General features: G+C 70.4%; 11 protein-coding genes. 6 read left to right on the top strand and 5 right to left on the bottom strand.

Annotated elements, in window-relative coordinates:
* Window positions 1-32 precede the first annotated feature (32 nt).
* From ACZ404_RS09170 to ACZ404_RS09155, 4 genes are all read left to right on the top strand, one after another.
* Window positions 33-1,622 carry an oleate hydratase gene (locus ACZ404_RS09170; RefSeq protein WP_468437533.1) on the top strand — a complete coding sequence of 530 codons (1,590 nt, stop codon included), beginning with the start codon at window positions 33-35 and terminating at the stop codon, window positions 1,620-1,622.
* Window positions 1,623-1,811: 189 nt separating this feature from the next.
* Window positions 1,812-3,017, top strand: a complete 1,206-nt coding sequence (locus ACZ404_RS09165; protein WP_468437531.1) for a globin domain-containing protein — start codon at window positions 1,812-1,814, stop codon at window positions 3,015-3,017.
* A 147-nt stretch (window positions 3,018-3,164) separates the two neighbouring features.
* Window positions 3,165-3,344 (top strand): hypothetical protein, encoded by a 180-nt coding sequence (locus tag ACZ404_RS09160; protein WP_468437524.1) that lies wholly within the window; start codon window positions 3,165-3,167, stop codon window positions 3,342-3,344.
* Between the two features lie 20 nt (window positions 3,345-3,364).
* Window positions 3,365-4,579, top strand: coding sequence for a PP2C family protein-serine/threonine phosphatase (locus ACZ404_RS09155; RefSeq protein WP_468437522.1), 1,215 nt, complete (start codon window positions 3,365-3,367; stop codon window positions 4,577-4,579).
* Window positions 4,580-4,800: 221 nt separating this feature from the next.
* Here the strand turns inward: ACZ404_RS09155 and ACZ404_RS09150 are convergent, their stop codons facing one another.
* Genes ACZ404_RS09150 through ACZ404_RS09130 form a run of 5 tightly spaced genes read right to left on the bottom strand, consistent with a single transcriptional unit; the run spans window position 4,801 to window position 11,858 of the window.
* Window positions 4,801-5,034 (bottom strand): cupin domain-containing protein, encoded by a 234-nt coding sequence (locus tag ACZ404_RS09150; RefSeq protein ID WP_468437520.1) that lies wholly within the window; start codon window positions 5,032-5,034, stop codon window positions 4,801-4,803.
* 42 nt (window positions 5,035-5,076) lie between these two features.
* A complete protein-coding gene (gene narI / locus ACZ404_RS09145) occupies window positions 5,077-5,853 on the bottom strand; it encodes a respiratory nitrate reductase subunit gamma (protein ID WP_468437518.1) in 777 nt (258 codons plus the stop codon).
* Window positions 5,853-6,626 carry a nitrate reductase molybdenum cofactor assembly chaperone gene (gene narJ, locus ACZ404_RS09140; RefSeq protein WP_468437516.1) on the bottom strand — a complete coding sequence of 258 codons (774 nt, stop codon included), beginning with the start codon at window positions 6,624-6,626 and terminating at the stop codon, window positions 5,853-5,855. Before narJ ends, narI begins: the two co-directional genes overlap by 1 nt.
* Window positions 6,623-8,158, bottom strand: coding sequence for a nitrate reductase subunit beta (gene narH / locus ACZ404_RS09135; RefSeq protein ID WP_468437514.1), 1,536 nt, complete (start codon window positions 8,156-8,158; stop codon window positions 6,623-6,625). The genes narJ and narH overlap by 4 nt, the downstream gene beginning before the upstream one ends.
* Before the next feature lies 1 nt (window position 8,159).
* Window positions 8,160-11,858: a nitrate reductase subunit alpha gene (locus ACZ404_RS09130; protein ID WP_468437512.1), complete on the bottom strand. Its 3,699-nt coding sequence runs from the start codon at window positions 11,856-11,858 to the stop codon at window positions 8,160-8,162.
* A gap of 477 nt (window positions 11,859-12,335) precedes the next feature.
* On the opposite strand from ACZ404_RS09130, the gene ACZ404_RS09125 reads away from it, so the two are divergent.
* Both ACZ404_RS09125 and ACZ404_RS09120 read left to right on the top strand, forming a co-directional pair.
* Window positions 12,336-12,617 (top strand): hypothetical protein, encoded by a 282-nt coding sequence (locus ACZ404_RS09125; protein ID WP_468437510.1) that lies wholly within the window; start codon window positions 12,336-12,338, stop codon window positions 12,615-12,617.
* Between the two features lie 390 nt (window positions 12,618-13,007).
* A complete protein-coding gene (locus ACZ404_RS09120) occupies window positions 13,008-13,988 on the top strand; it encodes an Acg family FMN-binding oxidoreductase (RefSeq protein ID WP_468437508.1) in 981 nt (326 codons plus the stop codon).
* Window positions 13,989-14,003: the final 15 nt, after the last annotated feature.

Below are 14,003 nucleotides of genomic sequence, written 5' to 3'. Positions count from 1 at the left end.
CGTGACAGCGGGCGGCAGAACGGAGGAACGTGATGACCGACGCTCCGCAGCAGTCCCGGGCCCACCTCGTCGGCGGCGGTATCGCCTCGCTGGCGGCGGCCGCCTTCCTGATCCGCGACGGCGGCTTCCCCGGCGAGAACATCCACATCCTCGAGGAACTCCCGGTCGCCGGCGGCTCCATGGACGGCCGCGGCGAGCCCGCCGGATACGTCACCCGTGGCGGCCGCATGCTGGAGGACGAGGCCTACACGTGCCTGTGGAACCTCCTGGAGACCATCCCGACCCTCACCGACGAGACCATGTCGGTGCGCGAGGAGATCCGTGAGTTCAGCGCCAAGTGGCCCACCGACGCCAAGGCCCGCCTGATCGGTAAGGGCGCCGAGATCCTGAATGCCGCCGATTACGGCCTCGACACCCGCGACCGCCTGGAGCTGACCCGGCTGCTCGTGCTTCCGGAGGCGGTGGTCGGGGCGCGCCGGATCGAGGACTTCTTCTCCCCGCACTTCTTCGAGACCAACTTCTGGGCGATGTGGCGCACCACGTTCGCCTTCCAGAACTGGCACAGCGCGATCGAGCTCAGGCGCTACTTCCTGCGCTTCATGCAGGAGTTCCCGCGCATGCACACCCTGGCGGGCGTGCGCCGCACCCGGCTCAACCAGTACGACTCGATCATTCGCCCGCTGCAGACCTGGCTGGAGGAGCGCGGCGTGCACTTCGAGCACGGCGTGCGGGTCACCGACGTCGACTTCACCACGCAGGAGGACGGCACTCGCCGGGTGCGACGCCTGCACCTGGACCGAGCCGGGCAGCCGGACGCGTACGACCTCGGCGACTCCGACTACGCGTTCCTCACCCTCGGCTCGATGACCGCCGACGCCGCATACGGCGGTGACGACACGGCTCCCGAGCTGATCCGCGACAGGCGTGACGGCGGCTGGCAGCTGTGGGAGACCATTGCAGCCAAGGCGGACGACTTCGGGCGACCGGCCGCCTTCTACGGCAACGTGGACGAGGCCAAGTGGGAGTCCTTCACCCTCACCATGCGCAGCCCCCTGCTCCTGCACCGCATCGAGGAACTGTCCGGCAACCTCCCCGGGACCGGCGCCCTGATGACCTTCAAGGACTCCAACTGGCTGATGTCCATCGTCGTACCGCACGCGCCGCACTTCGAGGGACAGCCCGAGGACGTCTGCACCCTGTGGGGCTACGGTCTCTTCGTCGACAATGCGGGCGACTTCGTCGGCAAGACGATGGCCGAGGCCACCGGCCGGGAGATCCTCACCGAACTGCTCAACCACCTCGGCCTGCGGGACATCGAGGAGCAGGTCGCGGCGACGACGACCGTGATCCCGGTGATGATGCCGTACATCACCAGCCAGTTCGCCCCGCGTACGGTCCACGACCGCCCGCTGGTCATCCCACGGGGCGCCGCGAACTTCGCCTTCCTCGGCCAGTTCACGGAGATCCCGGAGGACGTCGTCTTCACCGTCGAGTACTCCGTTCGCGGGGCTATGCACGCCGTCTACGGCCTCCTCGGCCTCGACCACGAGATCCCTGGCATCCACCACGCCCTCGCCGACCCGAAGACGGCCATCGGCGTGCTCAAGGCAGCCCTGGGCTGACCTGCAGCGGTGCAACCGCATGCCTTGCCCGGGGGCCGGACCGACGGGCCCAGTCCTCCAGGGCGGTTCGGCCCTATTCCGGGTGATGGCTACATCGGATGATCGATGTGCCGGCCGGACCCGCACGACGGATCACGGCTGTCACGGTGCACGCCGTCCCTCTACCTCTCTACATCTCAGGGGAGTTCCATGCTTTCGCCCGAGTCGGCCGCTGTCGTTCGCGCCACCCTGCCCGCTGTCGGCGGCGCCCTGGACGAGATCACCACTCGCTTCTACGGCACCATGTTCGCCGAGCAGCCCGAACTGCTGGACGGCCTGTTCAACCGCGGCAACCAGGCCAGTGGTGAGCAGCGCCGGGCGCTGGCCGGATCCATCGCGGGCTTCGCCCAGGCCCTGCTGGCCGGCCCTGACACCCGGCCGGACGCCCTCCTTGCCCGAATCGCGCACAAGCACGCCGCGCTGGGCGTCACGGAGGACCAGTACACGATCGTCCACAAATACCTCTTCCGCGCCATCGCCGACGTACTCGGCGACGCGGTCACGCCGGAGGTGGCAGGTGCCTGGGACGAGGTGTACTGGCTGATGGCCGGTGCCCTGATAGCCCAGGAGGCGCGCCTCTACCAGGAAGCCGAGGTCGACCCGCGCAAGCCGTGGCGGCAGTGGACCGTGGTCGAGCGGCGCGAGGAGACCCCGGACGTGGTCTCATTCCTGCTGCGCCCGGCCGACGACGGCCCCATGCCGAAGGCGTGCGCCGGCCAGTACGTGAGCGTTCGGGCGCTCATGCCCGACGGCATCCACCAGACCCGCCAGTACAGCCTGTCCAACGCGCCCGGCGACCGCCTGCGGCGCATCACCGTCAAGCGGGTGGTGAGCGTCGCCGATGCCCCGGAGGGTGAGGTCTCCAATCGGCTGCACCGCACCGTCCGGACCGGCGACGAGCTCACCCTGTCCGCTCCGTTCGGAGACGTGGTCCTGGACGACGCCGACACTCCGCTGCTGCTGGTCTCCGCCGGCATCGGCTGCACCCCCATGGTCGCCATGCTCGGACACCTCGCCGCCACCGGCTCGACCCGGCCGGTATGGGTCCTGCACGGCGACCGCACCCCCGCCGACCATGCCCTGCGCGCTGAGACCCGGCGTCTGGTGGAGCAACTTCCCGCCGCCAGGGCCGAGTTCTGGTACGAGGAGGAGGCGACCGAGGAACCCGGTTCCCACACCGGCCTGATGTCCCTCGACGGCCTGGACCTGCCCGCCGACGCCGATGTCTACCTGTGCGGCTCGCTGCCCTTCATGCGCGCCGTCCGTACCCAGCTGCTCCAGGCCGGCATCCCGGCGCGCAGCATCCGCTACGAGGTCTTCGGCCCCGACCTGTGGCTCGCCCACGCGGAAGGCTGAAGGCCGACGACGACGTAGGGCGCAGTGGCGCACGTCTGAACCAGGCAAAGGGCGACTCACAGGCGGAAAACCCGGAGCTGTCGCGCCGCGTCCGCAAGGGCCTCCAGGCTGCGCCGGGAGGGCGGCACGAGGAGCAGGTCCCCGGCCATGCCCTCCCCTTCCATGTCGGAAGGGGACGCTGATGCGGCGCTGGTGACGTCCGCTGCTGCCGTCTTCGGGACTGCACTGGGCGAGGTGCTGGGGGCCGCGCTGGCCGGCGCCGCGGGCATCGGCATCGAGAACCCTAAGAGCCCGCATCCGAGCTGCCCGGGCTCGGGAGTGGTGTGAGACTGGGCGCGGAAGGAGTGATGCCCGTGTCGGACCCACCACACGCGTCCTCCGGTCCGGACACCGCCATTGACGAGCATCGGCTGGAAGACCTGGTCATCGAGGCCCAGACGGCCCTACCCGTTGAACTGCCGGACCTGGCGAACCGGTGTGCCGCAGCCCTCGGCCTGCGCACAGCGCTGATCTACCTCGCCGACCTGCAACAACGGCTGCTGATTCCCCTCGACGAGGCCTTGGAGCCGCTACCGGTGGAGGGCTCATCGGCTGGCTGGGCGTACCGCACACTTTCCCCGCGGGTGATCGATACCCACGACGGCTTGATCGTCTGGATGCCTCTGGTCGACGGTGCGGAGCGGCTGGGCGTGCTCGCGGTCGGTACCGCCTCGCTCGACGGGGTACGCATGCGCCGCAGCCGGATGCTGGCCCATCTGTTCGCCATGCTGATCACCTCCAAGCGCGCCTACAGCGACTGGCTCGCCGCCCGTACCCGCACCGCGAACATGGCCCTGCCCGCCGAGATGCTGCGAGCCTTCCTCCCACCGCGCACCATCGGCAGCATCCGGTGCGTCTCGACCGCGGTCCTGGAACCTGCGTACGAGATCGCCGGGGACGCCTTCGACCACTCGGTGGTCAAGAACGTGCTGCACACCTTGATCCTCGACGGCATGGGTCACGATCTGACCGCCGGCCTGACCACCTCGGTCGCCATGGCGGCGGCGCGCAACGCTCGCCGCGGCGGGTACGATCTGGCCGACGTCGTCGGCTCCGTCGATCAGGCGCTCGCCAAGTGGCTGCCCGACCAGTTCTGCACCGGCGTGCTGTGTCGCCTCGATGCCGAGACCGGGGTGCTGCGCTGGGTCAATTGCGGTCACCCCCCACCGCTGCTGATCCGCGCCGAGCGGGTGCTCGCCGGGGCGTTGGACAGCCCTCCGCAACCGCCGATAGGCCTGGCCGGCTCACTCGCCCCGGCAGCCCGGAAGGTCCACGAGACGACCCTGGAACCGGGCGACTGCGTCCTGCTCTACACCGACGGTGTCGTGGAGGCGCGCGACGCGGACGGTGCGGAGTTCGGCCTCGACCGGTTCACCGACTTCATCATCCGGTCCAATGCCGCCGGACAGCGTCCGGCCGAAGTGTTGCGGCTGCTCATCCACGCCATCCTCGAATACCAGCGCCACCAACTGCGGGACGACGCGACCATCCTGCTCTTCGAATGGCGCCCGCAGCACCAGTGACGCGGCACTGCGCTGAGCCGCGCTGGACGGGAACGCCACGGCCTTTCAGCGCGAGGGCCGACAGCAGGGAGCCGACGGCGATGACTTTCGGCCATCAGTCGTAGTTCACCCTCGCCGTGGCGGATACCGGGCCCTCCAGGAGCTTCCCGGACGTAATGAAGACTCAGCCCAAGGCGACGGTCACGTGTCCGCTGAGCTGTTGGATGGGGCGGGCAGCGTGGTCAGCAGCTGCCGGGCGTTGCCTCGGTCTTCTCGTCGCCCGTAACGAGCTCGAGGCGGCCCTGGACGACCTGGATGACGACAGGCAGGGCCGAGGTGTGCTCGGTCAGTTCCTGTCCGGCGACCCAGCCGCGCGGGGTCAGGGGGCGGGCGCCGACGTGGAGCCAGCCGGCCGAGGGCGTTCCCCAGGGGAAGTACCAGGCCGGTGCCGCGGCTCGCGCCCGCCCCCTGGGCATGCTGTGCGGTCGCGGCGTTCGGCGTGCGGGCCGGTGGGTGGATCATGCGGCGCGCCGCCCGGAGCGGGGCGTCCGGCTGTGGAGTCGCACGGCCGAGCCTGCTGTCGGCTCGGCCCGCCTCCGGTACACCAGGTACGGCCGGGCGAGGTAGCCGATCGGGACACTCCACACATGCACCAGCCGGGTGAACGGCCAGAGGGCGAAGAGCAGGCAGGCGCTCAGGGCGTGCAGCTGGAACAGCAGCGGCGCACCGGCGATGGCCTCGGGCTGCGGCTGGAGGGTGAAGACGCCGCGGAACCAGACCGAGATGGTCAGCCGGTAGTCGTAGCCGGGGCCGAACACGTTGTGCGCGGCCGTGGCGGAGATGCCCAGCAGGACGGTGGCGGCCAGCACCGGGAAGAGCAGTTTGTCACTGCGGTCGGTGCCGAGCCGGATCCGCCGGGTCAGCAGCCGCCGGACGCACAGCATGCCGAGCCCGGTGACCATGGCCACGCCCGCCACGGAACCCGCCGCGACGGCTGTGGTGTGGTACGCGTGCTCGCTGATGCCGGCCGCCTCGGTCCACGAGGCGGGCACGGCGAGCCCCACGACATGCCCGGCGATCACCATGAAGGCGCCGAGGTGGAACAGCGGACTGCCCCAGCGCAGCCAGCGGTTCTCCAGTAGTTGGCTGGTGTGGGAGGTCCAGCCGAACTGATCCTGCCGGTAGCGCCACACGTGCCCGACGACGAACACGGCCAGGCAGACGTAGGGAACGGCGACCCACAGGAGGAGATCGGCGCCGCTCGCTGCGGCGAGTGAGGAGTCTGCGGCGCTCATCAAAGGCCTTCCGGGGTCGAGAGGGGCGGCATGAGAGTGGGCGGGGCGTGCTCGGGCGGGACGAAGGTGCCCGGGGGCGCGAACTCGCCCGTGCCGTACGGGTCGAGGCCGACGTCTTCGTTGGGCGGCCCCTGTGCGGCCAGTTCGGCCACGGCCGCCAGATCCGCCTCGGTGGCAGGGGGCAGCAGGGTGAGCAGCGCGGCGACGACGTGCCGATAGGGGGACTCGGCGGCGGTCAGCGCGTGCTGGATCAGCTCCAGGCCGCGCCGGTGCTGACGCAGCGGCGCCTCGCCCGTCCGGGGACCGGCGAGGGCGGCGAACTCGAGGACGACCGGCAGGTGGTCGGGCAGTTCGCCGCTGTCGATCTCCCAGCCGGCTGCCCGGTACCGCTGAGCCAGGGTGAGCAGGGCCATGCCCCGGCGGCGGGTGTCGCCGTGCAGGTAGTAGGTGAGGTAGAGGCTGCTCTTGCGGCGCAGGTCGAACATCTCGACGTACTGCCGCTCCAGCGCCTCCGGCTCCTGGTCGGCGAACCAGGTGGTGAAGGCTCCCAGGTGTTCGGCGGCGGGTGAGGGCGGCAGCGCGTCGACGGTGGCGGTGAGCACCGGCCGGGCGGCGGCGAGTTCGGCGTCCGGGTACTGCAGCAGCAGCGAGCACAGCCGCAGCACCAGGACGCGTGCCTCGGCCTCCTCGGGCGTGAGCCGGGCCGGGCGGCGCACGGCCGCCCGCAGACGGGTGCGGACGACGGCGGGAACGGTGGCTGGCAGGGGACTCACGCGTGGCCTCCGGCGGGGACTTCGGGGTTGCGGCGGCGCAGGGTGGGGATGCCGAGCATGACCTTCCGCTCGGCCGGCTCTCCGGAGGACGCCACCGGGCAGCGGTTCTCCATGGCGGTCAGCGCGGCGGCGTCCTCCTTGTGGGCTGCGGGAATGACGTACCGGTCCTTGTACTTGGCCACCGCGAGCAGCCGATGCAGGTCCTCGGCCTCCCGTGCGGTCAGCCCCACGGCCGTGATCGCGGCCTCGTCGGCGGCTTCTCCGAGCGTCTTCTGCCGCATGTAGGAGCGCAGTGCGGTCAGCTTCATCAGCACCCCGGCGACCACGTCGGTGTCCCCGGCGGTGAACAGCTCGGCGAGGTACTCCAGCGGGATGCGCAGCCGCGTGACGGCGGCGAACACGTGGTCCGGGTCGTCCTGGTTGCCGCCCGCGGAGGTGACGGCGTCCAGGACCGGGGAGAGCGGCGGCACGTACCAGACCATCGGCAGCGTGCGGTACTCCGGGTGCAGCGGCAGCGCGATCTTGTACCGCGTGACCAGGTCGTACACCGGGGAGCGGCGAGCCGCGTCCAGCCAGTCCTCCGGGATGCCGGACGCTCGGGCAGCCGCGCTCACCTCGGGGTCATGCGGGTCCAGAAAGACACCGCGCTGGGCATCGAGCAGGTCCTTCTCGTCCGGGGTCGCCGCGGCCTCGCCGACCCGGTCGGCGTCGTACAGCAGCAGCCCGAGGTAGCGCAGGCGGCCGACGCAGGTCTCGGAGCAAACGGTGGGCTGTCCGGCCTCGATGCGGGGGAAGCAGAAGGTGCACTTCTCGGCTTTGCCGGTGGCGTGGTTGACGTACACCTTCTTGTACGGGCACGCGGTCACGCACATGCGCCAGCCGCGGCAGCGGTTCTGGTCGACCAGGACGATGCCGTCCTCGACCCGCTTGTACATCGCGCCGGAGGGGCAGGCGGAGACGCAGGCCGGGTTGAGGCAGTGCTCGCACAGACGGGGCAGGTGGAAGAGGAAGGTCTGCTCGAACTCGAACTTGACCTTCTCAGCCCACTCGCCGCTCAGGTTCGGGTCGCCGCCCGCGTGCTCGGGAGCACCTCCCAGGCCGTCCTCCCAGTTGGCGCCCCAGGTGATGGCAGTGGGTTTGCCGGTGAGCACGGAGCGGGGGCGGGCGACCGGGATGTCCTGGCCGGCCGGGGCGCTGACGAGGTTGTCGTAGTCGTAGGTGACCGGCTCGTAGTAGTCCTCGATGGACGGAAGGTCCGGGTTGGAGAACAGCGACAGCAGGCGCTTGACCCGGCCCCCGGAGCGCAGGACCAGCCGACCCCGCTTGTCGAGCGTCCAGCCGCCCTTCCACAGCTCCTGGTCCTCGTAGCGGCGCGGGTAGCCGACTCCCGGCTTGGTCTCGACGTTGTTGAACCAGGCGTACTCGACGCCGGTGCGGTTGGTCCACGTCTGCTTGCAGGTGACCGAGCAGGTGTGGCAGCCGATGCACTTGTCGAGGTTCATCACCATCGCCACTTGGGCCATGACGCGCATGTCAGTACTCCACGTTGTGCGAGCGACGGCGGATGACGGTGACCTCGTCGCGCTGGTTGCCGGTCGGCCCGTAGTAGTTGAAGGCGTACGTGAACTGCGCGTAGCCGCCCGCGAGATGCGTTGGCTTGAGCAGCAGTCGCGTCAGGGAGTTGTGGATGCCGCCGCGCTTCCCGCTGACCTCGGTCTTCGGGACGTTCACGTTGCGGTCCTGGGCGTGGTACATGTACACCGTGCCCTCGGGCATGCGGTGCGTGACCACGGCGCGGGCGGCGACGACGCCGTTGCGGTTGTAGGCCTCGATCCACTCGTTGTCCTTGACGCCGATCTTCTCGGCGTCGGCGGTGGACATCCAGATCACCGGGCCGCCGCGGGACAGGTCGAGCATGTACTTGTTGTCCTGGTAGTTGGAGTGGATGGACCACTTCGAGTGCGGGGTCAGGTAGCGGACGGTGACCTCCGCCCGGCCGGCTTCGTGCAGCTGCTCGTCGCCGTAGTGCCGAGGTGTGTTCAACGGCGGCCGGTACACCGGGAGTTGCTCGCCGAGCTCTGTCATCCAGTCGTGTTGCACGAAGAAGTGCTGGCGGCCGGTAAGCGTGTGCCAAGGCTTCTTGTGCTCGACGTTGATGACGAAGGGCGAGTAGCGGCGGCCACCGGTCTCCGAGCCCGACCACTCGTACGACGTCATCACGGCCCGCGGCTGGGTGCGGGTGTCGGCGAAGGTGATCCGCTCGGCCTCGCGCTCGGCGGCGAGTTCCACCAGGCCCTCGCTGCCGGTCTGCCGCACCAGCTCCCGGAAGCCTTCCGCGGCGAGCCGCCCGTTGGTGGTGCCGGACAGGGCGAGGATCGCCTCGCACATGTCGGAGGCGGTGGCCAAGGAGGGCCGGCCTTCGGCGATTCCGTCGCGGACGGTTCCGCAGCGGTGCCGCAGTTCGTCGACCTCCCGGTCGGGGTGGACGGTGACACCCTTGGTGGTCGTCCCGAGCGTGTCGAGCAGCGGGCCGACGGCGCGCATCTTCGCGGCCACGGCTGCGTAGTCACGTTCGATGGTGACGAGCTTGGGCATCGTCCGGCCGGGGATGGGCTCGCACTCGCCCGCCTTCCAGTCCCGGACAGCACCGCCGGGCTGGGCGAGTTCGTCCGGGGTGTCGTGCGTGAGCGGTACGGCCAGGACGTCGGTGCGGGTGCCGAGGTGCTCGGCGGCCAGTTCGCTGAACCGGTCGGCGATGGTCAGGAAGGCGTCGTAGTCGGTGCGGGCCTGCCAGGGCGGGGCTATGGCCGGGGTGAAGGCATGCACGAAGGGGTGCATATCCGTGCTGGACAGGTCGTCCTTCTCGTACCAGGTCGCCGCCGGCAGGACCACGTCGGCCATCAGCCCGGTCGACGTCATCCGGAAGTCCATGCAGACCAGTAGATCGAGCTTGCCCTCGGGAGCCTCGTCATGCCAGACGACCTCCTTCGGACGCTCCTGGGGCGGGGTTTCCTGGGAGCGGACGGCGGCGTCGGTGCCGAGCAGGTGGCGCAGGAAGTACTCGTTGCCCTTGCCGGAGGAGCCCAGGAGGTTCGCCCGCCACACGGTCAGCACGCGCGGGAAGTTGGCCGGGTCGTCCGGGTCCTCCACGGCGAACCGCAACCGCCCCGACCTCAGCTCGTCGACGATGTGCTCGGCGACCGGCCGGCCCGCCCGCGCCGCCTCCTCCGTCAGATCGAGCGGGTTGCGGTTGAAGGCGGGGTGGCCGGGGGTCCAGCCCAGCCGCACCGCCTGCGCCAGGCAGTCGGCGAACCCCATGCCCTCGAACCGTCCCTTCCCCAGTGGGGAGGCCAACTCGTCGGGTCCGAACGCTTCGTAGCGCCACTGGTCGGAGTTCAGGTACCAGTACGACGTGCCGGCCATGTGCCGGGTCGGCCGCTGCCAGTCGAAGGCGAACGCCAGATGTTGGAAGCCGGTCAGCGGACGGACCTTCTCCTGCCCGACGTAGTGCGCCCAGCCACCGCCGTTGACGCCTTGGCAGCCGGTCATCGTGGTCAGCGCCAGGAACGCGCGGTAGATCGTGTCGGAGTGGAACCAGTGGTTCGTGCCCGCGCCCATCGCGATCATCGAACGGCCCCGGGTGCGCTCGGCGTTGCGGGCGAACTCGCGGGCGATCCGGGCCGCCTGCTCGGCGGGCACCGAGGTGATCGACTCCTGCCAGGCCGGGGTGTACGGCTGCGAGGCGTCGTCGTACGCCAGCGGCCAGACACCCGGCAGACCGGGCCGGGCCACCCCGTACTGGGCCAGCATCAGGTCGAAGACCGTGGTGACGACCCGCCCGCCGATCCGCCGGACGGGTACCCCGCGCACCATCACCGAGCCGCCCTCGGTCGCGCCCTCGTCGAACCGGGGCAGCGTCACCCGCACCCTGTCCTCGGCCGACTCCAGCAGGCTCAGCTCGGGCACCACATCGCCCAGGTCGAGATTCCAGCGGCCCTGCTCGGCCTCCCCCCAGCGGAAGCCGAGCGAGCCGTTCGGCACCACCGTTTCGCCGGTTGCCGCGTCGAGGAGGACCGTCTTGGATTCCGCGTGTTCCGTGGTGTGCCCGAGGTCGGCGGCGGTCAGGAACCCGTCCGGGACGAGACCGTGTTCATGCTCGCGCAGGGTCACCAGGAAAGGCGCGTCGGTGAACTTCCGCAGGTAATCCTGAAAGTAGGGCACTTCGCGTTCGACGAGGAACTCGCGCAGGATCACATGACCCATGGCCATGGCCAGCGCCCCGTCGGTGCCGGGGTGCGGGGCCATCCACTCGTCGGCGAACTTGACGTTGTCGGCGTAGTCGGGGCTGACCGCGACGACCTTGGTGCCGTTGTAGCGGGTCTCGGTCAGGAAGTGGGCGTCGGGGGTGCGGGTGACGGGGATGTTGGAGCCCCACATCACCAGATAGCCGGCGTTCCACCAGTCGGCCGCCTCCGGTACGTCCGTCTGGTCGCCGAAGACCTGCGGCGAGGCGACGGGGAGATCGGCGTACCAGTCGTAGAAGGACAGCAGAGTGCCGCCGATCAGCGACATGAAGCGAGAGCCGGCCGCGAAGGACGCCATCGACATCGCCGGGATCGGGGAGAAGCCCGCCACCCGGTCGGGGCCATACGTCTTGATGGTGTGCACCTGGGCGGCGGCGACCAGTTCGGCGACCTCGTCCCAGTCGGCGCGCACCAGACCGCCCTTGCCGCGGGCCCGCTTGTACGCGCGCGCCTTCGCAGGATCTCCGGTGATCTCCGCCCACGCGGCCACCGGGTCCCCGAGCCTGCGCCGGGCCTCGCGCCACAGCTTCAGCAGCGCGCCTCGTACGTAGGGGTGGCGGACGCGGCTGGGGGAGTAGGTGTACCAGGAGAACGACGCTCCGCGCGGGCAACCGCGCGGCTCGTACTCGGGGCAGTCCGTGCCGATCGACGGGTAGTCGGTGGCCTGGTGCTCCCACGTGATGATGCCGTCCTTGACATACACCATCCACGAGCAGGAACCGGTGCAGTTCACGCCGTGCGTGGAGCGCACCACCTTGTCGTGCGCCCACCGGTCCCGGTAGAAGCCCTCCCACTTCGGGTCGGCTTCGCCGAACACAGCGCGTCCGTCGGCCGAGACCTCACGGCGGCTCAGCAGCCTGCGCGCGGCCAGCGGCCAGCTTCCTTCGACGCGCGACTGTCCCGGCCGTGCCTTCTGATCGTTCTCCATGGTCGTGAACGTTAGGTTTTGGCCATCGGTAGGGCCTTGGGCCTAACGGCCCTCACTGCACGTCCCACCGGCCCCGTCCCTGTCCGCCTCAAGGGGACCGAGGTCCCTCCAGGGAACAGTTACATCCTGGTTTGGGTTGTTATGCCCGGTCACTTGAACAGGTCCGTGTTGAGGTACCGCTCGCCGGTGTCGGGCGGGACGGCGACGATCAGGTCGCCGTGGTGCTGCGGGTGTCGCGCGATGGTGGCGGCGGCGTGGAGGCGGCGCCGCTGGAGACGCCGGCGAGGATGCCTTCGGTACGGGCCGGGCGACGGGCCTCGGCCTGCGCTTTGGACAGGGGGACGAGGCAGACAGTGCCGTGGACGGACGTGTCGAGGACGTCGGGGATGAACCCGGCGCCCAGGCCCTGGAATACGATGCGGACCCGGGGATCCGCCGGAGGGGACCGCGGACTCGGCCGGCTCCACGTCCACCACGGTGACCTCGGGCTTCTCCTCCTTCAGTACCTGGCCGACGCCGGTGATGGTGCCGCCGGGTGCCCACGCCGGCCACCAGGACGTCGACCTGTCCGTCGGTGTCCTCCCGGATCTCCTGGGCGGTGGTGCGTCGGTGGACGTCGGGGTTGGCAGGGTTGGCGAACTGCTGCGGCGTGAACCAGCCGTGGCGCTCCAACAGCTCCGTAGCCCGTTCGACAGCGCCGCGCATGCCGTCCAGCTGGGCACCGGGTGGGCCATGGCCTGGCACAAGGGCGTCACCTGAGCCGCGCTCGCCGAGCCCGGGTACGGGCGCACCCTGTCCACGAAGCTCGGATTGTTCCTGCTGGTAATGCTCGCGGCGGCAGGGCACGGCATCGCCCACTCCAAGGGCCGCTCCGAACTGGCCCGGCGTTGGCCGTCGTATCTCTAGTCGGCTCGCTGGGCGTCGTCCTGCTCGCCACCGCCTTGCCCGCCACGTGGGCCGCGTGCGGAGCGGACATCCGCGATGCCGAGGGACGGCCGGGATACGAGACGCCGCCTTCGGCCCGGGTCGTCCGGTCCGCGGTGGGGGACGGACGGCCCTCCTCATGCGTGCTGCGACGACCGAAGGTAGAGGACACACGGGGAGCCCCACACACCCATGCGGCTCCTCACAGGAGTTGAGGAGCCGCGCATGCAGACCCGGGAGATCGACGCCGGCGTCCTGGAGACGCTGATGGCTGCGGCCGTGGCGGCACCGTCGATCCACAACACGCAGCCTTGGCGCTTCGGGCTGCAGGCGGCCACACGGTCCATCGAGGTCCGCGCCGACAACAGGCGAACACTGCCGCTGACCGACCCCGACCGACGGGCCCAGCATCTGTCCGTGGGCGCTGCGGTCCTCAACCTGCGGGTCGCCGTCGCGCACCTGGGCTGGGACCCCGTGGTCCGGCTGCTGCCCGATCCCGGCGAGCCGGACCTGCTGGCCACCGTACAGCTGGCCACGCCCGCTGGACAGTTGCCGGACTGCCGGTGGCTGTACCCAGCCGTGGAGCGGCGTCACACCAGCCGGATGCCGTTCACCGGTCGCCCGGTGCCCGAGGCGATCGTGGCGGAGATGGCCGAGGCCGCACAGGTCGAGGGCGCGAGACTGCACGTGCCGGACTTCGCCGAAACCCGTCTGCTCCTCGGGCTGACCGCAGCGGCCGAAGCGCGCAACCAGGCCCACCCGGCACGGACCGCCGAATCCCGGACCTGGATCACCGCACCAGGTGCGGACGTGCCCTACGGCATCCCGCTCACCGCTCTCGGCCCACAGGACGCGGACGGACGGATGCCGATGCGCGACTTCACCGGCCGACTGCCCGTACCGCACCTGCCGGACCGGCACTTCGAGCGTCACGCTCAGGTGGCCTTGCTGTGGACGGCCCACGACCGGCGAGAGGACTGGTTGCGAGCGGGGCAGGCCCTGGAGCACGTGCTCCTGACTGCCACCGCGCACGGGGTGCGCACCTCCATGCTGCACCAGGCGATGGAGTGGCCGGATCTCCGGGCCGCGGCCCGCCTGTCACAGCGGCGCTGCTGCCCCCATCTGCTGATCCGGTTCGGCTACGGACCGGACGGTGGCCGCACACCGCGTGCCTCCGCACAGACGGTCCGGCACCGCGTGGACTGAGGAGGGGACTGCCGG

The organism is Streptomyces sp. NPDC030798, from assembly GCF_055572275.1.
The sequence above is the reverse complement of the archived record's forward strand: the minus strand, read 5'-3'. Positions and strand labels throughout refer to the sequence as shown.